At 59.8% G+C, this 19,656-nt stretch carries 17 protein-coding genes; 9 read left to right on the top strand and 8 right to left on the bottom strand.

Annotated features, from left to right (window positions below; translation table 11 throughout):
- The first annotated feature begins 239 nt into the window (after positions 1–239).
- Positions 240–1,496: a hypothetical protein gene (locus J3D54_RS10935; RefSeq protein WP_253418001.1), complete on the top strand. Its 1,257-nt coding sequence runs from the start codon at positions 240–242 to the stop codon at positions 1,494–1,496.
- A gap of 88 nt (positions 1,497–1,584) precedes the next feature.
- On the opposite strand, the gene J3D54_RS10930 is transcribed toward J3D54_RS10935, so the two are convergent.
- The 6 genes from J3D54_RS10930 to bioB form a co-directional block, all read right to left on the bottom strand.
- A complete protein-coding gene (locus J3D54_RS10930) occupies positions 1,585–1,881 on the bottom strand; it encodes a pyrroloquinoline quinone biosynthesis protein PqqE (RefSeq protein WP_253417998.1) in 297 nt (98 codons plus the stop codon).
- Between the two features lie 120 nt (positions 1,882–2,001).
- Positions 2,002–2,682 carry a dethiobiotin synthase gene (gene bioD / locus J3D54_RS10925; protein WP_253417996.1) on the bottom strand — a complete coding sequence of 227 codons (681 nt, stop codon included), beginning with the start codon at positions 2,680–2,682 and terminating at the stop codon, positions 2,002–2,004.
- Positions 2,679–3,491: a malonyl-ACP O-methyltransferase BioC gene (bioC, locus tag J3D54_RS10920; protein WP_253417994.1), complete on the bottom strand. Its 813-nt coding sequence runs from the start codon at positions 3,489–3,491 to the stop codon at positions 2,679–2,681. The genes bioD and bioC overlap by 4 nt, the downstream gene beginning before the upstream one ends.
- On the bottom strand, positions 3,484–4,215 hold the full coding sequence (locus J3D54_RS10915; protein WP_253417992.1) for an alpha/beta fold hydrolase: 732 nt from the start codon (positions 4,213–4,215) through the stop codon (positions 3,484–3,486). The genes bioC and J3D54_RS10915 overlap by 8 nt, the downstream gene beginning before the upstream one ends.
- Entirely contained in the window at positions 4,208–5,386 is a 1,179-nt protein-coding gene (gene bioF, locus J3D54_RS10910) for an 8-amino-7-oxononanoate synthase (RefSeq protein WP_253417990.1), read from the bottom strand. Before bioF ends, J3D54_RS10915 begins: the two co-directional genes overlap by 8 nt.
- A 175-nt stretch (positions 5,387–5,561) precedes the next feature.
- The gene (bioB, locus tag J3D54_RS10905) at positions 5,562–6,617 is read right to left on the bottom strand and encodes a biotin synthase BioB (RefSeq protein WP_253417988.1); all 1,056 of its coding nucleotides are present in this window, start codon (positions 6,615–6,617) and stop codon (positions 5,562–5,564) included.
- A 90-nt stretch (positions 6,618–6,707) separates the two neighbouring features.
- Here bioB and J3D54_RS10900 point away from each other — a divergent pair, with 90 nt between their 5' ends.
- The 5 genes from J3D54_RS10900 to rarD all read left to right on the top strand — a co-directional run bounded on the left by J3D54_RS10900 (position 6,708) and on the right by rarD (position 12,497).
- Positions 6,708–7,448, top strand: coding sequence for a ComF family protein (locus J3D54_RS10900; RefSeq protein WP_253417986.1), 741 nt, complete (start codon positions 6,708–6,710; stop codon positions 7,446–7,448).
- Positions 7,449–7,511: 63 nt separating this feature from the next.
- Positions 7,512–8,276: a TOBE domain-containing protein gene (locus J3D54_RS10895; protein WP_018928815.1), complete on the top strand. Its 765-nt coding sequence runs from the start codon at positions 7,512–7,514 to the stop codon at positions 8,274–8,276.
- A 72-nt stretch (positions 8,277–8,348) separates the two neighbouring features.
- Positions 8,349–10,250, top strand: a complete 1,902-nt coding sequence (locus tag J3D54_RS10890; RefSeq protein WP_253417984.1) for a PhoX family phosphatase — start codon at positions 8,349–8,351, stop codon at positions 10,248–10,250.
- A 210-nt stretch (positions 10,251–10,460) separates the two neighbouring features.
- On the top strand, positions 10,461–11,435 hold the full coding sequence (locus J3D54_RS10885; RefSeq protein WP_253417982.1) for a serine/threonine protein kinase: 975 nt from the start codon (positions 10,461–10,463) through the stop codon (positions 11,433–11,435).
- Positions 11,436–11,609: 174 nt separating this feature from the next.
- Positions 11,610–12,497: an EamA family transporter RarD gene (gene rarD, locus J3D54_RS10880; RefSeq protein WP_253417980.1), complete on the top strand. Its 888-nt coding sequence runs from the start codon at positions 11,610–11,612 to the stop codon at positions 12,495–12,497.
- 215 nt (positions 12,498–12,712) lie between these two features.
- Here the strand turns inward: rarD and J3D54_RS10875 are convergent, their stop codons facing one another.
- Positions 12,713–13,231, bottom strand: coding sequence for a glycine cleavage system protein R (locus J3D54_RS10875; protein WP_007936467.1), 519 nt, complete (start codon positions 13,229–13,231; stop codon positions 12,713–12,715).
- Between the two features lie 581 nt (positions 13,232–13,812).
- Here J3D54_RS10875 and J3D54_RS10870 point away from each other — a divergent pair.
- A complete protein-coding gene (locus J3D54_RS10870; RefSeq protein ID WP_253417978.1) occupies positions 13,813–16,005 on the top strand; it encodes a malate synthase G in 2,193 nt (730 codons plus the stop codon).
- A gap of 227 nt (positions 16,006–16,232) precedes the next feature.
- Here the strand turns inward: J3D54_RS10870 and J3D54_RS10865 are convergent, their stop codons facing one another.
- Positions 16,233–16,679, bottom strand: a complete 447-nt coding sequence (locus J3D54_RS10865) for a response regulator (protein WP_253417976.1) — start codon at positions 16,677–16,679, stop codon at positions 16,233–16,235.
- Positions 16,680–16,950: 271 nt separating this feature from the next.
- On the opposite strand from J3D54_RS10865, the gene J3D54_RS10860 reads away from it, so the two are divergent.
- Together J3D54_RS10860 and J3D54_RS10855 are read left to right on the top strand one after the other, a co-directional pair.
- A complete protein-coding gene (locus J3D54_RS10860; RefSeq protein ID WP_367399609.1) occupies positions 16,951–18,885 on the top strand; it encodes a putative nucleotidyltransferase substrate binding domain-containing protein in 1,935 nt (644 codons plus the stop codon).
- Entirely contained in the window at positions 18,882–19,589 is a 708-nt protein-coding gene (locus J3D54_RS10855; protein WP_253417974.1) for a PolC-type DNA polymerase III, read from the top strand. The genes J3D54_RS10860 and J3D54_RS10855 overlap by 4 nt, the downstream gene beginning before the upstream one ends.
- The last annotated feature ends 67 nt before the right edge of the window (positions 19,590–19,656 follow it).

The following is a 19,656-nucleotide window of genomic DNA, read 5'->3' as shown; positions in this document are numbered from 1 at the left end:
AACATACGTTTACGCCCAAATCTTGTCAAGCGCCGATCTTTTGCCGTTCGTCATACCCAAGGCATTCGACCTACAGGAACTGTCCGCCACTGGCCCTTTAAGCAGATTTATTGGCTTCCAAAGAATGACGAACTATCAGTTTTCACAGGTTCGGACTCGCTGCGAATACTGTGTAATGACTATAGCTGTCGCACCTTCAGACCATGGTGGTCAGAGAGGAATACCGCAGGAGAAACGATATGGAAGTGAAGTCTAGTGACAATGGTCAGCCTCGCAGCCCCGGTTATCTTGACCGTACTTTCGCTATCAATGGCCGCATCGAGATCAGCGAAAGAGGCACCGCAAACTCAATCGTCTCCGACAAGGATGGCAACCTGTGTCTCATCTCACAGATCGACGACCGTTTTCGGCTGTCCCGTTACCTTGTCGACGGAACTAAAGATGAAACGTTCGAGGAAAAGACCGGGAACTTCGAAGATGGCGACCGATCCGTGCCAACGCGCGTGCTGCTGCAAGAAGATGGAAAAATCCTGATCATCGGTGACTCGCTAAAAGCCGGAGTATTGAGACCCGCCATCACGCGCTTTCATCCTCATGGCAGTGAGGACCTGGTGTTTGGCCGCAGGGTCATTACTGAAGGACCGGAAGATGCGACACCTGCACAACTCCCTTACAAATTCGTAGATGGCTGCGTGCAGAAAGGCCAAAAAATACTCATTGCAGTGTCCTACACACTTCACTCAGGACGCCCGTTGAGCAGACTGTTTTGCCTGCAAACTGATGGTGAGCCTGACAGGAGTTTTGGCAACGGCCGCGGGTTCATCGATATCGAGTTCCATGACCGCAACAGTTATGCCTGCAACGTCCAGACCCAAAGTGATGGCAGCATTATCGTGGCGGGCAGCTGGAGAGATGACGGTGAACAACAGAGAACACGGACGGTGGCTCGTTACACCGTCCAGGGCATTCTGGACGTTACCTTTGGTCGATCGGGTTATGCCGATATTGTGGTGCCTGGCGAGCAAAGGGAAACATCTCAGATTGAGGGGCTTTTCCTCAACAATGTTGTCGGCCGGATTGCTGTCCAGAAAGACGACAAAATCATCATCGCCGGATCTGCAAAAGGCCCTGACGGCCTCAGCATCGGGCTTCTTGCCAGGCTTACACGAGAAGGCAACATTGATGGCGATTTCAACAAAGGAAATACTCTGCTGATCTCGCGCCCATCGAACGATCTGTCACTCCATTCCCTAGCGATCCAACCGGACGGCAAAATTGTGGTTGTGGGCCGAGGCATCATGGCAAACACGACCATGGAGCTTTACGAACGGGTTAGCGAAACCGGAGAAATAGAGAGTTTTTGGGGAGGCCACAGCGTCGGTGACTGTACCGATGTGACGATTCAACCGAAAGGGCGAGTGGTTATTTCGGGCAGTTACGGCACTTCTAACGTCGGTCCTCGTTATCCAAGGGTATGGGGGCGCCTGGGGGCCTGATTCTATTTTTTGACACAAGTGCGCTCAATGGCCACAGGCCACTGAGCGCAGGTCTTAAAAGGATATTGGCTTGTCGCTCAGCTAAGGATCAAGCGTAGGTATCGATCAGCGTACCGAGCATTTCATCGGAGGCCTTGGCGACTTTGACGCCAAGTTCAACCAGGAACTTGCCTTGGGCCATCTCGACCACATCGCTGGCCAGATCCGATTGCTGGCTGCGGTCTACCGAGCGCAGACGATCGACCTGAACCTCGGAGGACTGACTGGTGACCGAACGCTCGATGGTGTTGTTGGCGATCTGCCCCGAAGCCTGATCCACACGGTTCTGCCCTGTCTGAATAGTGCTCAGACCGGCGTAGAAAGCGGTGTTTCCTGAGATTTCCATGGGAGAACTCGTCCTACAAAGGATCAACAGCGGCCATTGAACCAGACACGCCGCCAAAAGGCCCGACAAAAACACTAATGGCACAGTGCCTTATCATAGGTAAAACCCACACCAGAAACCTCAGTCCAGGAGATCCAGCTGTAGATGCTCGGCCACCGCTTCGGCTGTCACCGACTTGAGTTTCGGCACCCGCCCCAGGCACGGCGCGGGAATCCGCTCGGCCAGCGTCGCCAGGTTCTCTTCAAGACGCGAGGTCTTCGGATCGATGATGTTCGCCACCCACCCCGCCAACTGCAAACCGTCCCGAGCAATTGCCTCAGCCGTCAGCAGCGCATGGTTGATGCAGCCCAGGCGCACGCCGACCACCAGGATCACCGGCAGATCCAGCGCCATGGCCAGGTCTGACAAATTATCCTGATCCGCCAACGGCACTCGCCAGCCGCCAGCGCCTTCGATCAAGGTGAAGTCCGCCTGCAGATCGAGAACCTGCCGCATTGGTGCCAGCAACGATTGCACGGTCAGCGCCACGCCCGCCTCCCGCGCCGCCAGATGCGGTGCGATCGCTGGCTCGAACGCGACCGGATTGACCTGATCATAGGTCAACGGTATCGAGCATTCGGCCAGCAGAGCCAGTGCGTCGGCGTTGCGTAATCCCTGGGGCGTCAGCTCACACCCGGAGGCCACCGGCTTACCCGCCGCCGTGCTTAAGCCCGCCAATCGCGCGGCATGCAGTAAACCTGCGGCGATGGTGGTCTTGCCGACATCGGTGTCAGTACCGGTGATGAAATAGGCTGCGCTCATAAGGGTTTCTCCAGCACGGCGTAAACCACTTGATAAGTCGCCGGCAGTCCCTGTGCCTGACGAAACTGCTCGTAAGCCTCGATCAAGCCGAGGATTCGCGCCCTGCCGGTCAAACCACCCGGCCGACCGGGGTTCAGGTTATGCGCCCCCAGTGCCTTGAGCTCATGGGTCAGGCTACGGACATCGGGGTAATGCAACACATGTGGATGTGTTTCAAGGCTGATAACCTTCAAGCCACTGCCCGCGCAAAGCTGCTGGTAAACACCGAACTCGCGGAAGCGGTTGACGTGCACCATGCCATCCACCTGACGCCAGCTGTCGCGCAATTCGTACAGCGTGCCTGCACACAGACTAGCAAACGCAAAAATACCGCCCGGTTTCAGCACTCGATTCGCTTCGTTGAGCACCGAGGCGAAATCCGCGCACCATTGCACCGCCAGGCTGGAGAAGACCAGGTCGCAGGTCGAATCCTGCAACGGCAAGCGTTCGGCATCACCAGCGATGAAATGGTTGGCGCCGCCCAAGGGACGGGCGTGATTGAGCATCCCCTCTGCAATATCAAGGGCCAGCCCGTTACCGTCAGGAAAACGCTCACCGAGCGCACGGCTGAAATACCCGGTGCCACAGCCCATGTCCAGCCATCGACCCGGGACAAAATCCTCCGGCAAGCGACGCAACAACTCATTGCCAACGTCGCGCTGCAATTCGGCCACGCTGTCGTAGCTCGCCGCCGCTCGGGAAAAGGACGCCGCTACCTGGCGTTTATCGGGCAAGCCGCCGGGCAGGTTGGGAAGGGACAAATCAGTCATCACCGGACTCATGCAAAAAGGCCTGAATCGCCCCCGCCACACCGTGGGGGTCTTCCAGAAGAAATGCGTGGCTGGCCTGTTCAATCAGACCGATTTCAACATCCGGCAGCAGCGCCAGCAAATCCCCCGCTGCTTCGGCCGGGACCAATCCGTCGAGGCCGGCGAACAAGTGCAATTGCGGGCCGCGAAACGCCTGTAATGCTTGCCGGGTATCCAGCTGTGCAAGCAACTCCAGGCCGCTCATCAGCACCGACGGAGACGAAAGCGGTGCGCCAGCGAGCAACAGCCGCGATAGCCCGCGCGGGTCTGCGGCCCCTTGGGTGCACAGTAGCGAGAAACGTTTCAACGTCATCCCTGGGTCGGCTTTGCAACCGGCCAGAAACGCGTCGAAGGTCTCGCCGGGCATCGCGCTCGACCACTGCTCATGGGCGACAAAAGAAGGGTTACTCGCCAGGGTCACCAGACCGCAGCAGCGGTCACCACGCCTCGACGCCAATTCGGATGCCAGCATGCCGCCCAGCGACCAGCCGCCGAGCCAGGCATCCTGAGGCAAAGTCGAGTCCAGCTCATCGAGCCATTCTTCAAGGTCACTCGACTCCAGCTCCGGCAGTGGCTCGATTTCGACGCGCAGATGCTCATCCAGGCCTTGCAAGGCAGCCGCCAAGGGTTCCAGCGGCGAAATCCCGAGACCCCAGCCCGGCAGCAGAATCAGACGATCACGCATGGCTTGGCTCCGGTCCCAGTTGTTGAAAGCAATCGGCCAGTCCATTTAACAATAGCTGTACCTGCGCCTCGCTGTGGGCGGCGGTCAAGGTCACACGCAAGCGGGCGCTGCCGGCGGGCACGGTCGGTGGACGGATCGCGGTCACCATCAAGCCACGCTCACGCAGCATCTGAGACAACCGAACCGCGCGGCCGGCATCGCCAATCATGATCGGCTGGATCGGCGTGAAGCTGTCCATCAACTCCAGGCCAATCTGCTCGGCCCCCTGGCGGAACTGCCGAATCAGGGTATTCAGATGCTCGCGTCGCCAGTGTTCGCTACGCAACAGCTCGAGGCTTTTCAGCGTCGCGCAGGCCAGCGCCGGCGGCTGGCTGGTGGTGTAGATGTAGGGGCGAGCGAACTGGATCAGGCTCTCGATCAACTCTTCACTGCCAGCCACAAAAGCACCGGCCGTACCGAACGCCTTGCCGAGGGTGCCGACCAGTACCGGCACATCGTCCTGACTCAGGCCGAAATGCTCGACGACCCCACCGCCATTGGCGCCCAGCGGACCAAAACCGTGCGCGTCATCAACCATCAACCAGGCACCTTTGGCCTTGGCTTCCCGCGCCAGCGCCGGCAGATCGGCGATGTCGCCGTCCATGCTGAACACGCCATCGGTGACCACCAGCGTATTGCCGGTGGCCTTCTCAAGGCGCTTGGCCAAGCTGGCCGCGTCGTTATGCAGGTAGCGATTGAAACGCGCACCGGACAGCAGCCCGGCATCCAGCAACGACGCGTGATTGAGCCGGTCTTCCAGCACCGTATCGCCCTGCCCGACCAATGCGGTGACCGCGCCGAGGTTGGCCATGTAGCCGGTGGTGAACAGCAGTACGCGCGGGCGGCCGGTGAATTCGGCAAGGGCTTCTTCCAGCGCGTGATGCGGGCCGCTGTGGCCAATCACCAGATGCGAAGCGCCACCGCCCACGCCCCAACGCGACGCGCCGGCGCGCCAGGCTTCGATCACTTGCGGGTGATTGGCCAGGCCCAGGTAATCGTTATTACAGAACGCCAGCAACGGCTGACCATCGACCACCACTTCCGGGCCTTGAGGGCTTTCGAGCAGCGGGCGCTGGCGATAAAGGTTTTCGGCACGACGGGCAGCAAGGCGTGCGGCGAGATCGAAAGACATGCAGGCCTCAGGCGGTCAGATCACATAATTCAAAATAGGCACATCCCCTGTGGGAGCGGGCTTGCCCGCGATGGCGGCACCACCTCCAACATAGATGTTGACAGACAGATCGCTATCGCGGGCAAGCCCGCTCCCACAGGGTCTTGTGTTCTTTCTGAAGGAATCGGTGAAGGCTTCAGACAGCAGCGTTATAGAACTGCTCGCTGCTCTTCTGCTCCACCAGTGCCTGTTCGATGGCGGCCTGATGCACTTCGTCGGCGTGCTCTTCGCGGGCTTCCGGCTGGATGCCCAGACGCGAGAACAGTTGCATGTCCTTGTCCGCCTGCGGGTTGGCGGTGGTCAGCAGTTTTTCGCCGTAGAAAATCGAGTTGGCGCCAGCCAAGAATGCCAGGGCCTGCATCTGCTCGTTCATCGCTTCGCGGCCGGCCGACAGGCGCACGTGGGATTTGGGCATCAGGATGCGGGCGACCGCGAGCATGCGAATGAAGTCGAACGGATCGACGTCGTCGGCATTTTCCAGCGGCGTACCGGCGACTTTCACCAGCATGTTGATCGGCACCGACTCTGGATGCTCCGGCAGGTTGGCCAACTGGATCAGCAGGTTGGCGCGGTCGTCGAGGGACTCGCCCATGCCGAGAATACCGCCGGAGCAGATCTTCATCCCCGAATCACGCACGTAGGCCAGGGTTTGCAGGCGCTCGCTGTAAGTGCGGGTGGTGATGATGCTGCCGTAGAACTCAGGCGAGGTATCGAGGTTGTGGTTGTAATAGTCCAGGCCGGCTTCGGCCAGGGCGACGGTCTGGTCCTGATCGAGACGACCGAGGGTCATGCAGGTTTCCAGGCCCATGGCTTTCACGCCCTTGACCATCTCCAGCACGTAAGGCATGTCTTTGGCCGACGGGTGTTTCCACGCCGCGCCCATGCAGAAACGGGTCGAACCGATGGCCTTGGCGCGAGCAGCCTCTTCGAGGACCTTCTGCACTTCCATCAGTTTTTCTTTTTCCAGGCCAGTGTTGTAGTGGCCGGACTGCGGACAATATTTGCAATCTTCAGGGCACGCGCCGGTTTTGATCGACAGCAGGGTGGAAACCTGGACGCGGTTGGCGTCGAAATGCGCGCGGTGCACCGTCTGCGCCTGGAACAACAGGTCATTGAATGGCTGAACGAAGAGTGCTTTGACTTCAGCCAAAGACCAGTCGTGACGCAGGGTGGCAGTGGTGCTGGCGCTCATGGGCGATTCCTTGGTTATGCTTGGCAAGCGCCTGGGGAATGGAATACCCACAGACGCGACACGGATGTTCGGCATATTTAAGGAAGACTCATGCACTGTCAACCACGATACGAAGGACCGGTTTACATCTGGTTAAAAAACAAACAATTCTGTTTGCTCTGCTCAGAAGCCGCGGACGACACCCTACCAATCTGCATGGCCTGCGAAACCGAGCTGCCCTGGCTGGGCGATCACTGCCAGACCTGCGCCCTGCCCTTACCCGCCACGGGCCTGACGTGCGGCCAATGCCTGAACCAGCCGCCAGCCTTCGAGCGAGTTGCCGCACCCTGGACTTACAGCTTTCCCGTCGACAGTTTGATTACCCGTTTCAAACACAGCGCAAAATGGCCGTTTGGCCGCCTGCTCGCCGAACTTCTTGCTCAATATCTGCAACATCGCTTCGATGAAGATCTGGATCGGCCCGATGCACTGATACCGGTACCGCTAGCCTCCAAGCGTTTGCGCCAGCGGGGTTTCAACCAGGCGGCGATGCTCGCTCGCTGGCTCAGCACTGGCCTCGGCATTCCTTGCGATGAAACGCTGTTGCTGAGGATTCAGGACACCAGCGCGCAACAAGACCTGAACGCCGAAGCACGCAAGAAGAACCTGCGCAACGCCTTTGCCCTGGCGCCCACGGCCTCGATCAAGGGCCGCCACTTCGCACTGGTGGACGATGTACTGACTACCGGCGCCACCGCCCAAGCCCTCGCTCGCTTATTGATGGATGCGGGTGCGACGCGGGTCGACGTCTACTGCCTGGCCCGTACCCCCAAACCTGGCGATGGGGCCTGACTTGACTCCCGCACGCCAAGCCGCCAACGTCCCATCCATCGCCACAGCCCAAAGCGCCTTGCCATGTCCTTGCCTACGTTGTTGTCCCAGCACATTGTCCGTCGTCCGCAACGCATTGCGTTGCTGCAACACATCGCCGAACAGGGTTCGATCACCCGCGCCGCAAAAAGCGCGGGTTTGAGTTACAAGGCTGCGTGGGACGCCATCGACGAGCTGAACAACCTCGCGCAGAAACCACTGGTGGAGCGCAGCGTTGGTGGCAAGGGCGGCGGTGGCGCCAAATTGTCCAGCGAAGGCGAGCGCGTGTTGCGCCTGTATCAAAAGCTGCAAGCGTTGCAGGCTCAGGTTCTGGAAGCCGCCGAAGAGGCCAGCGACCTGGACTTGCTCGGTCGGCTGATGCTCAGAACCAGCGCGCGCAATCAATTGCACGGCAAGGTCGTGGCGATCGATGCACAGGGGCGCAACGACCGGATCCGCCTTGAACTGGCCGAAGGCTTGCTCATTGACGCGCAGATCACTCACGACAGCACCCTGCGCCTGGAGCTGGAAACGGGTACCGAAGTGGTCGCACTGATCAAGGCCGGCTGGCTGGAACTGCTTGGCATCGATCAAGCTGCAACACATGGCAACAATTGCCTGAAGGGCACCATCGAAGAAATCCTCGACGCCGAAGACAGCCCCAGCGAAGTGCGCATCGGCCTGCCCAATGGCCAGACACTTTGCGCCCTGGCCGAGCCGCTGCACCTGAAAAACCTCGGGCTTGCCGCCGGTAAACCGGTGCAGGTGCAGTTCGCGCCATCGAACATCCTGCTGGGTACACCGCTCTAGCCTGTAGGCGCTGCAACAAAAGCTTCATCAACCGCCCTTAAGGTGGCTGCAAAAACCCGCAGGGAGCCTGATGTGAGCCTATTAGAAGACAACCAACCCACCGATCTCGAAAAAATGGTCGGCCTCAGCCGTCGTGGCTTCATCAGCGCCGGTGCTCTCTGCGGTGCGGCGATGTTTCTCGGTGGCAACCTGCTGAGTCGCAGTGTGCTGGCCGCCAGTGTCAGCGCCGGCTCCAGCAAATTGTTGGGTTTCGACAGCATCGCCGCCGCCACCACCGATACCATCACCCTGCCGCCAGGCTACAAATCCTCGGTGTTGATCAGCTGGGGCCAGCCTCTGCAGAAGAATGGCCCGACGTTCGACCCGAGCGGCAACGGCACGGCTGAGCACCAGGAAGTCCAGTTCGGCGATAACAACGACGGCATGAGCCTGTTCGAATTCCCCGGTGACAAAGACCGGGCGCTGATGGCGATCAACAACGAATACACCAACTACCGCTACCTCTATCCCCACGGCGGCATGCCGCAATCGGCTGAAGAGGTGCGCAAAGCCCTGGCCTGCGAAGGCGTGTCGGTGATCGAAGTGCAGCGCCAGAACGGCCAATGGCAATTCGTCCAGGGCTCGCGCTACAACCGACGCATTCACGGTAACGCGCCGATCAGCTTGAGCGGCCCGGCCGCCGGTCACGCGCTGATGAAAACCAGTGCCGACAAACACGGCAAGAACGTCCTCGGCACCTTCCAGAACTGCGCCAACGGCAAGACGCCGTGGGGCACTTATCTGACCTGCGAAGAGAACTTCACCGACTGCTTCGGCAGCAGCAATGCCGAGCAAAAATTCGACGCCGCGCAGAAGCGCTATGGCGCAGTGGCGGCCAGTAAAGAGATCAACTGGCACCAGCACGATGAGCGCTTTGACCTGGCGAAGAACCCCAACGAGCTCAACCGCCACGGTTGGGTGGTGGAAATCGATCCGTTCGATCCGCAGTCGACGCCGGTCAAACGCACCGCGCTGGGCCGCTTCAAACATGAAAACGCTGCCCTGGCCGAAACCAATGACGGTCGCGCCGTGGTGTACATGGGCGACGACGAACGTGGCGAGTTCATCTATAAATTTGTCAGCCGCGACAAGATCAACCACAAAAACCCCAAGGCCAACCGCGACCTGCTGGATCACGGCACCTTGTACGTGGCGCGTTTCGACACGGGCGACGGTAACGCCGATCATCCGAAAGGCCAGGGCCAGTGGATCGAACTGACCCACGGCAAGAACGGCATCGACGCCAGCAGTGGTTTTGCCGATCAAGCCGAGGTGCTGATTCATGCACGCCTCGCAGCCAGTGTGGTAACCGCCACGCGCATGGACCGCCCGGAATGGATCGTCGTCAGCCCCAAGGACGGCCAGGTTTATTGCACCCTGACCAACAACGCCAAACGCGGCGAAGAAGGCCAACCGGTGGGCGGCCCGAATCCGCGCGAGAAGAACGTCTACGGGCAGATCCTGCGCTGGCGCACTGACCGCGACGATCACGGCTCCAATAGCTTTGCCTGGGACCTGTTTGTGGTCGCCGGCAACCCGGGCGTCCATGCCGGAACGCCGAAGGGCGGTTCGTCCAACATTACCCCGCAGAACATGTTCAACAGCCCGGACGGCCTGGGCTTCGACAAAGCCGGGCGCTTGTGGATTCTGACCGATGGCGACTCGAGCAACACGGGCGATTTCGCGGGCATGGGCAATAACCAGATGCTGTGCGCCGACCCGGTGACCGGCGAGATCCGCCGCTTCATGGTCGGGCCGATAGGTTGTGAGGTGACGGGAATCAGCTTCTCGCCGGATCAGAAGACCTTGTTTGTCGGGATTCAGCATCCGGGGGAAAACGGCGGGTCGACATTCCCTGAGCATCTGCCCAATGGCAAGCCACGGTCTTCGGTGATGGCGATTACCCGCGAGGATGGCGGGATCGTCGGCGCCTGATAGGCGCTATATCGCGAGCAGGCTCGCTGCCACAATGGATCTACGTTGTGCACACTGTCCGTGACACAAAGCAGATCTCCTGTGGGAGCGAGCCTGCTCGCGATGGCGTCATCCCAAACACCACTCATCTCAACCCCACCCCCTAAAGAGGCCTCGTCTGCGCTACCATGCTTGGCCGGACGCGGCAGCCTGCCGCGCGCAGGAGTCAGCATGGCCCACCCGTTTGAAACCCTCACCCCAGACCTCGTGCTCGATGCCGTCGAAAGCATCGGCTTTCTCAGCGACGCCCGTATTCTGGCGCTCAACAGCTACGAGAACCGTGTCTATCAGGTTGGCATCGAAGACTCCGAACCGCTGATCGCCAAGTTTTACCGTCCGCAGCGCTGGACCAACGAAGCGATTCTCGAAGAACACCAATTCACCTTCGAACTCGCCGAGTGCGATATACCGGTGGTCGCGCCGCTGATCCACAACGATGAAAGCCTGCACGAACATGCTGGATTCCGTTTCACCCTGTTCCCGCGCCGGGGTGGTCGCGCACCAGAGCCGGGCAACCTTGATCAGCTGTATCGCCTGGGCCAACTGCTGGGTCGTCTGCATGCGGTCGGCGCTACAAAACCGTTCGAACACCGTGAAGTGCTTGGGGTGAAAAACTTCGGTCACGACTCACTGGCCACCTTGCTCGAAGGCAATTTCGTACCGCGCAGTCTGCTGCCGGCCTACGAGTCCGTCGCCCGCGACTTGCTCAAGCGCGTGGAAGAGGTCTACCAGGCCACGCCACACCAGAACATCCGCATACATGGCGATTGCCACCCCGGCAACATGATGTGCCGCGACGAGATGTTCCACATCGTCGACCTCGACGACTGCCGCATGGGCCCGGCGGTGCAGGATATCTGGATGATGCTGGCGGGTGACCGTCAGGAATGTCTGGGGCAACTGTCGGAACTGATGGACGGCTACAGCGAATTCCACGACTTCGACCCGCGGGAACTGGCACTGATCGAACCGCTGCGCGCCTTGCGGTTGATGCATTACAGCGCCTGGCTCGCCCGTCGCTGGGACGACCCGGCCTTCCCCCGCAGCTTTCCGTGGTTTGGTACAGAGCGCTATTGGGGTGATCAGGTACTGGCGTTGCGTGAGCAATTGGCAGCGCTCAATGAAGAGCCATTGAAGCTCTTCTAAACACACCAGACCCCAAGGAGCGAGGCTTGCCCGCGAAAGGATCGATCCGTTCTATCTGGCCAACCGCGTCATCTTCTTCGCGGGCAAGTCGGATCGCCGCACCGCTCGCTCCTACAAAAAACATGACACATCTATACAATCCCCTCTTTGTTAGCTGCCTAAGCAAGGATTCTCATGCAAGCCGCCAACCCGCGTCGCGGGTACATTCTGGGCCTGAGTGCCTACATCATCTGGGGATTGTTCCCGCTCTACTTCAAAGCCATCGCCAGCGTGCCCGCCGTGGAAATCATCATCCACCGCGTGCTCTGGTCCGCGCTGTTCGGCGCTTTGCTGCTGCTCGTCTGGAAACATCCTGGCTGGTGGCGCGAGCTGCGTGAGAATCCGCGACGGCTGGCGATCCTGGCGCTGAGCGGCACGCTGATTGCGGCCAACTGGCTGACTTACGTCTGGTCGGTGAACAACGGGCGCATGCTTGAGGCCAGCCTCGGCTACTACATCAACCCGCTGGTAAACGTGTTGCTGGGGATGCTGATCCTCGGCGAGCGGCTAAGGCGCATGCAGTGGATTGCGGTTGGCCTGGCAGCGGTCGGTGTCGCACAGCAAGTGTGGCAGGTCGGCAGTCTGCCGTGGGTGTCGCTGGTGTTGGCATTGACCTTCGGCTTCTACGGCCTGATCCGCAAGCAGGCACCGGTCAAGGCGCTGCCGGGGCTGGTGGTGGAAACCTGGATGTTGGTGCCGATTGCGGTCGCCTGGCTGCTTTTCAACCCGACGGCGACCAGCGCGCAAGCCGCATTCTGGACCAGCTCCGAAGCCTGGTGGCTGGTAGCCGCCGGTCCGGTGACGCTGGTGCCGCTGGTATGTTTCAACGCCGCCGCCCGGCACTTGCCCTACACCACTCTCGGATTTCTCCAGTACCTGGCGCCGACGCTGGTGTTGTTGCAAGCCGTTCTGCTGTTTGGCGAGCACTTGTCATCCAGCACGCTGGTGGCGTTCATCTTTATCTGGGCCGGTCTGGCGGTTTACAGCGTCGACGCGTGGATAAGTCTGCGCCGCCGCAGATGATCAGAAAACGTACAAATCTCTACAGGCCACGTCTTCCGTGGCCTGCATTCATCCTTCCCAAGGTTATCCACAGCGTGATCCCCGGCGTTTGTGCGCAAGTCACTGAAACTGCTGGTTTTTTGATCAGATCCTGAAAAGCCCCGGCCAGCGTGGGCTGGCGGAGTGTCTCTACAGGTTATCCACAGGCAGGTGCACGTATAACTTGGATAACCTGCTCAAGGTTCGCTGCGCAGCACCAATTCGACCATCAGATCGTCGGCCAGGGTTTCCAGGCGCGATTGCAGCACCTCCAGCGACAAGGTCAGGGGCACCGCGAGAATTGCTTCGGCATGGAACAACGGCTCGCTGCTCATCGGCGCCGGACGCACTTCGGTCACCAGCCGCTCCAGGCTCACCCCTTGCTCACTCAGCAGACGCGTAATGTCTCGCACAATGCCCGGACGATCATTGCCCACCAGTTCCATGGCAATCGGCTTCCAGGTGCAGGATTGTTCGATGCTGCTTTCGGCGATCATCACGCGGATGCCCTGGGTCGACAGTCCCTGTAGGGCGTCTACCAGTTCATCGTAAGCCTCCGCTGGCACACCCACCCGAAGAATCCCGGCAAACTGCCCGGCCATGCGCGACATGCGGCTTTCCAACCAGTTGCCGCCGTGCTCGGCAATGCATTGGGCAATGCGCTCGACCTGCCCGGGCTTATCCGGGGCGAATACCGTGAGTACGAGGTGGTCCATGGCGTAGCCCTCTTGTCATGACTTTTGTTATGGAAAGGCAAGTATAGGCAAGGGGCTGGTTGTGGCGAGGGGGCTTGCCCCCGTTGGGTCGCGAAGCGGCCCCTTGAGTTTCTCCAGCGTGTTCGCATCAGGCGATCTACGACTGCTTCGCAGCCGAACGGGCGCAAGCCCCCTCGCCACAAAAGCCCCATCTCCATAGCAGGGCATCGAAGATTATGTGTACAAGCTTTTAGATTTATCTGGAACAATCCAATAGTTTTTTGAGAACATCCCATCCCCCGACGTGACTGCAATGCGTCACGGGGTCGCAGAACGACGTAATTAGTCTAATTTTCACAAGCGCAATTCATCATGTAGTATGCCGCAGCGCGCACTACATAACGTTGGATCGATGTCTGCCGCAGGCACACTCGCAACCCGGAAAGCCCCGTCAGCAAGGCCGCAACGCCGTTGATCGGACCGAACCCAGCCGCCAGCAATGGCATGTACTGGTAGAAGGGTTTGTGGTTTAAATGGCCAGAGGCTTCATTGTTTAATTGAAGAGCTGAAAAGCGAAATAGCTGAGCAGAGTGAGGCAAGCAATGACTGAACACGTTCAAGTCGGTGGCCTGCAGGTCGCCAAAGTCCTGTTCGACTTCGTGAACAACGAAGCCATTCCCGGTACCGGCCTCACCGCCGACACGTTCTGGGCCGGTGCCGACAAGGTCATCCATGACCTGGCACCGAAGAACAAAGCCCTACTCGCCAAACGCGATGATTTCCAGGCTCGCATCGATGCCTGGCACCAGGCTCGTGCAGGTGTTGCGCACGATGCGGTGGCCTACAAAGCCTTCCTGCAAGACATCGGTTATCTGCTGCCAGAAGCGGCCGATTTCCAGGCAACGACACAAAACGTCGATGATGAAATCGCCCGCATGGCCGGCCCACAGTTGGTGGTGCCGGTCATGAACGCCCGTTTCGCGCTCAACGCCTCGAACGCCCGCTGGGGTTCGCTGTATGACGCGCTCTACGGCACCGACGCCATCAGCGAAGCGGACGGCGCGGAAAAGGGCAAAGGCTACAACAAGGTGCGTGGCGACAAGGTCATTGCCTTCGCCCGCGCCTTCCTCGACGAAGCCGCGCCATTGGCGGCCGGCTCCCACGTCGACTCCACCGGCTACAAGATCATTGACGGCAAACTGGTTATCGCGCTCAAAGGCGGCAGCAACTCGGTTTTGAAGAGCTCAGGCCTGCGCAACGATGCCCAACTGATCGGCTTCCACGGCGATGCAGCCGCACCGACCGCGATCCTGCTGAAGAACAATGGCCTGCACTTCGAAATCCAGATCGATGCCAGCACCCCGGTCGGCCAGACCGATGCTGCCGGTGTCAAAGACATCCTGATGGAAGCCGCGCTAACCACCATCATGGACTGCGAAGACTCGGTCGCCGCCGTCGATGCCGAAGACAAAGTGGTGATCTACCGCAATTGGCTAGGCCTGATGAAGGGCGATCTGTCGGAAGAAGTCTCCAAGGGCGGTCAGACCTTTACCCGCACCATGAACGCCGACCGCACTTACACCGCCCTCGATGACAGCGAACTGAGCCTGCACGGTCGGTCGCTGTTGTTCGTGCGTAACGTCGGCCACCTGATGACCATCGACGCGATCCTCGATAAAGACGGCAACGAAGTGCCGGAAGGCATTCTCGACGGTTTGGTGACTTGCCTCGCGGCAATCCACAGCCTCAATGGCAACAGCTCGCGCAAGAACAGCCGTACCGGCTCGGTCTACATCGTGAAGCCGAAGATGCACGGCCCGGAAGAAGCCGCGTTCACCAACGAGCTGTTCGGTCGTATCGAGGACGTCCTCGGCCTGCCGCGCAACACCCTCAAAGTCGGGATCATGGACGAGGAGCGCCGTACCACGGTCAACCTCAAGGCCTGCATCAAGGCCGCCAGTGAGCGCGTGGTGTTCATCAACACCGGTTTCCTGGACCGCACGGGCGATGAAATCCACACCTCCATGGAAGCCGGCCCGATGGTGCGCAAGGCCGACATGAAAGCCGAGAAGTGGATCAGCGCCTACGAGAACTGGAACGTCGACATCGGCTTGAGCACTGGCCTGCAAGGTCGCGCCCAGATCGGTAAAGGCATGTGGGCCATGCCCGACCTGATGGCCGCGATGCTGGAACAGAAAATCGCTCACCCATTGGCCGGTGCCAACACCGCCTGGGTTCCATCGCCGACCGCTGCTGCGCTGCACGCGTTGCACTACCACAAGGTCGACGTGTTCGCCCGTCAGGCCGAACTGGCCAAACGTGCGCGTGCTTCGGTGGACGACATCCTGACTATCCCGCTGGCTGTGAATCCGAGCTGGACTGCGGAACAGATCAAGAACGAACTGGACAACAACGCCCAGGGCATTCTCGGTTACGTGGTGCGCTGGATCGACCAGGGCGTAGGTTGCTCGAAAGTGCCGGACATCAACGACGTCGGCCTGATGGAAGACCGTGCGACGCTGCGTATTTCCAGCCAGCACATCGCCAACTGGCTGCGCCATGGCATCGTCACCCAAGACCAAGTCATGGAAAGCCTCAAGCGCATGGCGCCGGTGGTTGACCGCCAGAACGCCAACGATCCGCTGTACCGCCCGCTGGCACCGAACTTCGACAGCAACATCGCCTTCCAGGCGGCGGTCGAGTTGGTGGTCGAAGGCACTAAACAGCCGAACGGCTACACCGAGCCGGTTCTGCACCGTCGTCGTCGTGAGTTCAAGGCTGCCAACGGCCTTTGAGTAAACGCTGACGCTGGACGTAAAAAAGCCCTGATCGAGAGATCAGGGCTTTTTTATTTGTGCAATTCCTGTGGCGAGGGGGCTTGCCCCCGTTGGGTTGCGAAGCAGCCCCAAAACCAGCGCTCCCAATGTACCTGATGCACCGCATACATAGAGTTTACGACTGCTGCGCAGCCGAACAGGGGCAAGCCCCCTCGCCACAAAAGCTGCCAACCTGGAAGTCCGCGCTACACATCCATCCCCAGCTCATGCTTGACCAACTCAAGCAATTTTTCGCTATCGATGGGCTTGAGCAAAAAGTCCACGACGTGCAAATGCATGGCTTCGATCGCATCCTTCACGTCGGCGTCGCCGGAAACGATGATGATCGGCAACGCCGCACGTGGCGATTCCCGCACCCGGCGGATCAGTTCCAGGCCATCGACGTGCCCCGTCCGCAGGTCGGTAATCACCAGACCGATCGAAGGCTTCTCTTCCAGCATTTTGAGCGCCGTTTCGCCACTGGCCGCCGTCATGCAGTGAATGCCATCGAACTCCAGAATTTCCGACAGCAATTCGCGGGCATCCTTATCGTCATCGACGATCAGCACCCGCTGCGGCGGCAAGTCTGGTTCCAGCATGATGGCGCTGAGCGCTTCGCGCTCGGCATCACTCAAAATATCGTGGTCGGACATGGCGTTCTCAACGTTTTCGATGCGATCCCTGATACAGGGTGTCAGACATCGCTCAGCAGACTTCAATGTGCACTTCGTCGGAAACTTTTCCAATAGACAATGTAGGAGGTTTTTCCCACCGTTGTGTCAGACATTTCCCATATTCCGGCCGCTGCACTGCCTACCTAGACTTACGTCCAATGGGCACCCTGCCCGCAGGGGTCGACCATGCCTGGAACGATCTGACACAACGATCCGACACAACAATCAGAAAAAGACTGCGGTAATGGTTATGAGTAAAGCGGACGCCTTCACCCAGGCAGGGAAAACCGCGGTGTTGCAGAACATCCAGGGCACTTTGCAATTCCTGCAGCGCTTCCCGCCGTTCAATCAAATGGAACATGCCCACCTGGCCTATCTGGTGGAGCAATGCCAACTGCGGTTTTATGCCCCCGGCGAGAGCATCATCAAACCCGCCGATGGCCCGATTGAGCATTTCTACATCGTCAAACAAGGCAGGGTTGTCGGCGAGCGACCGCACACGGCCAAGGGCGGCACCGAAACCACCTTCGAAATCACCACCGGCGAGTGCTTTCCCCTCGCCGCCCTGCTGGGCGAGCGTGCCACCCGCACCGAACATCTGGCGGCCGAAGATACCTTTTGCCTACAGCTGAATAAGCTCGCGTTCATCAAACTGTTCGCACTGTCCAACCCGTTCCGCGACTTTGCCCTACGCGGTGTCAGCAGTTTGCTGGATCAGGTCAATCAGCAAGTCCAGCAAAAAGCCGTGGAAACCCTCGGCACCCAGTACTCGCTCAATACCCGATTGGGCGAACTGGCCATGCGGCATCCGGTGACCTGCAGCCCGATCACCCCTCTGCGTGAAGCGGTGACGCTGATGCACGATCAGCAAGTCGGCAGCATTGTGGTGGTCGATGAGCAGAGGGCGCCGCTGGGCATTTTCACCCTGCGCGACTTGCGGCATGTGGTGGCCAACGGCACCAGCGATTTCAATGAATCCATAGAACGGCACATGACCCCGGCGCCGTTTTACCTGACGCCGGATCACAGCGCCTTCGACGCAGCGATCGCCATGACCGAGCGACACATCGCCCACGTCTGCCTGGTCAAGGATCAGCGCCTGTGCGGCGTGGTTTCAGAGCGCGATCTGTTTTCCCTGCAAAGGGTCGATCTGGTGCACCTGGCGCGGACCATTCGCAGTGCCCAACGGGTGGAGAATCTGGTGGCGATCCGCGGCGAGATTGGCCAACTGGTCGAACGGATGCTGGCCCACGGCGCGTCCTCGACGCAAATCACCCATATCATCACCCTGCTTAACGACCACACTGTGTGCAGGGTGATCGAACTGGCCCTGGCGGAGAAAGGCGACCCCGGTGTGCCGTTCAGTTGGCTGTGCTTCGGCAGCGAAGGCCGCCGCGAGCAGACGCTGCACACCGATCAGGACAACGGCATTCTGTTCGAGGCCCGCGATGCGGCCCACGCCGCCGAAATACGCGGCAAGTTGCTGCCCATCGCCCAGCAGGTCAATCAGAGCCTGGCGCTGTGCGGCTTCACCCTGTGCAAGGGCAACATCATGGCTGGCAACCCCGAGCTGTGTTTGTCCCGGGTCGAATGGGCGCGACGCTTTGCGGCGTTTATCCGCGAGGCGACGCCGGAAAACCTGCTGGGGTCGAGCATCTACTTCGACCTGCGTGTGGTCTGGGGCGATGAGCGAGGCTGCGAGCAATTGCGCCGGGGCATTCTCGATCAGGTCGGCGACAACCGGTTGTTCCAGCGCATGATGGCTGAGAATGCCCTGCGCAATCGTCCGCCCGTGGGGCGGTTCCGCGAGTTCGTGCTGGCGCGCAAGAATGGCGAAAAAGCCACCCTCGACCTGAAACTCCAGGGCCTGACGCCATTCGTCGACGGTGCGCGAGTGCTGGCCCTGGCCCACGGCATCGGCGCCAACAATACCCTGGAACGCTTTCGCCAATTGGTGGAGAAAGAGGTCATCGAACAGCTGGATGGCGCTGCCTATGAAGAGGCGTATCACTTCATCCAGCAAACCCGCATGCAGCAACATCAGCTACAGACCCGAGAGAACTTGCCCTACTCCAACCGCGTCGATCCCGACAGCCTCAATCATCTGGACCGACGCATCCTGCGTGAATCCCTGCGCCAGGCCCAACGCCTGCAAAGCAGCCTGACCCTGCGGTATCAGTTATGAGCCTGTTTTCATGGCTGCGCCCGGCCAGTCCCGTTTTGTCCGGCGAACTGCAACAACGTCTGCAGCGCTTGCCGGCCGTAGCCGAGCTGAGCAATTGCAGCCTGAGAGAGCAACGCTGGGTGGTGCTCGATCTGGAAACCACCGGGCTGAATCTGAACAAGGATCGTCTGCTGTCCATCGGAGCCGTGGTGATCGAGGACGGCGCGATCGACTTCAGCCAGCAGTTCGAGCGCACGCTGCAATGCACCGAACTCAAACTCGGCCCCAGCGTGTTGATTCATGGCCTGGGACCCAGCGCCATTGCTGCGGGCAGCGACCCGGCGCAAGCCTTGCTCGAGTTCATGGAGTTTGTCGGCGACAGTCCGGTGCTGGCCTTTCATGCGCCGTTCGACCAGCACATGCTCGGGCGCGCGCTGAAAGAACATCTGGGTTACAAGCTGCAGCATCCCTTTCTGGATGTGGCAGACATCGCCCCGCTGCTTTGTCCCCAGGCACACTTTCGCGAGGCCGGGCTGGATGAGTGGATCGACTGGTTCAAACTGGAGGTCTTCGAACGGCATAACGCCAGCGCCGATGCCTTGGCAACGGCGGAACTGATGCTGATTTTATTCAGCCGGGCGCGGCAGCAACAGATTCATAGCCCGTTGAACCTGCAGCAGCGGCTGAGTCAGTGGAAGCGGCGGCGGCAGGCTCCGTCTTTTTAAGTTTTATGGCGCCTGTTCTGACGCCTTCGCGGGCAAGCCTCGCTCAGGTTTTGTGTCGTTTACGGCA

Source organism: Pseudomonas sp. GGS8 (assembly GCF_024168645.1).
Classification (GTDB): domain Bacteria; phylum Pseudomonadota; class Gammaproteobacteria; order Pseudomonadales; family Pseudomonadaceae; genus Aquipseudomonas.
Note: the sequence above shows the minus strand (reverse complement) of the source record. Positions and strands in the feature narration are given on the sequence as shown.

Bases quoted from the DNA above. Each gene is read 5' to 3' on its own strand.
- J3D54_RS10865 (WP_253417976.1), bottom strand. From the start codon at position 16,679: ATGTCCGACCACGATATTTTGAGTGATGCCGAGCGCGAAGCGCTCAGC.
- J3D54_RS10915 (WP_253417992.1), bottom strand. From the start codon at position 4,215: ATGCGTGATCGTCTGATTCTGCTGCCGGGCTGGGGTCTCGGGATTTCG.
- J3D54_RS10855 (WP_253417974.1), top strand. From the start codon at position 18,882: ATGAGCCTGTTTTCATGGCTGCGCCCGGCCAGTCCCGTTTTGTCCGGC.
- J3D54_RS10895 (WP_018928815.1), top strand. From the start codon at position 7,512: ATGTCCTTGCCTACGTTGTTGTCCCAGCACATTGTCCGTCGTCCGCAA.
- bioB (WP_253417988.1), bottom strand. From the start codon at position 6,617: ATGAGCGCCAGCACCACTGCCACCCTGCGTCACGACTGGTCTTTGGCT.
- J3D54_RS10870 (WP_253417978.1), top strand. From the start codon at position 13,813: ATGACTGAACACGTTCAAGTCGGTGGCCTGCAGGTCGCCAAAGTCCTG.
- J3D54_RS10935 (WP_253418001.1), top strand. From the start codon at position 240: ATGGAAGTGAAGTCTAGTGACAATGGTCAGCCTCGCAGCCCCGGTTAT.
- J3D54_RS10860 (WP_367399609.1), top strand. From the start codon at position 16,951: ATGAGTAAAGCGGACGCCTTCACCCAGGCAGGGAAAACCGCGGTGTTG.
- bioC (WP_253417994.1), bottom strand. From the start codon at position 3,491: ATGACTGATTTGTCCCTTCCCAACCTGCCCGGCGGCTTGCCCGATAAA.
- J3D54_RS10875 (WP_007936467.1), bottom strand. From the start codon at position 13,231: ATGGACCACCTCGTACTCACGGTATTCGCCCCGGATAAGCCCGGGCAG.
- J3D54_RS10930 (WP_253417998.1), bottom strand. From the start codon at position 1,881: ATGGAAATCTCAGGAAACACCGCTTTCTACGCCGGTCTGAGCACTATT.
- bioF (WP_253417990.1), bottom strand. From the start codon at position 5,386: ATGTCTTTCGATCTCGCCGCACGCCTTGCTGCCCGTCGTGCCGAAAAC.
- J3D54_RS10900 (WP_253417986.1), top strand. From the start codon at position 6,708: ATGCACTGTCAACCACGATACGAAGGACCGGTTTACATCTGGTTAAAA.
- bioD (WP_253417996.1), bottom strand. From the start codon at position 2,682: ATGAGCGCAGCCTATTTCATCACCGGTACTGACACCGATGTCGGCAAG.
- J3D54_RS10885 (WP_253417982.1), top strand. From the start codon at position 10,461: ATGGCCCACCCGTTTGAAACCCTCACCCCAGACCTCGTGCTCGATGCC.
- rarD (WP_253417980.1), top strand. From the start codon at position 11,610: ATGCAAGCCGCCAACCCGCGTCGCGGGTACATTCTGGGCCTGAGTGCC.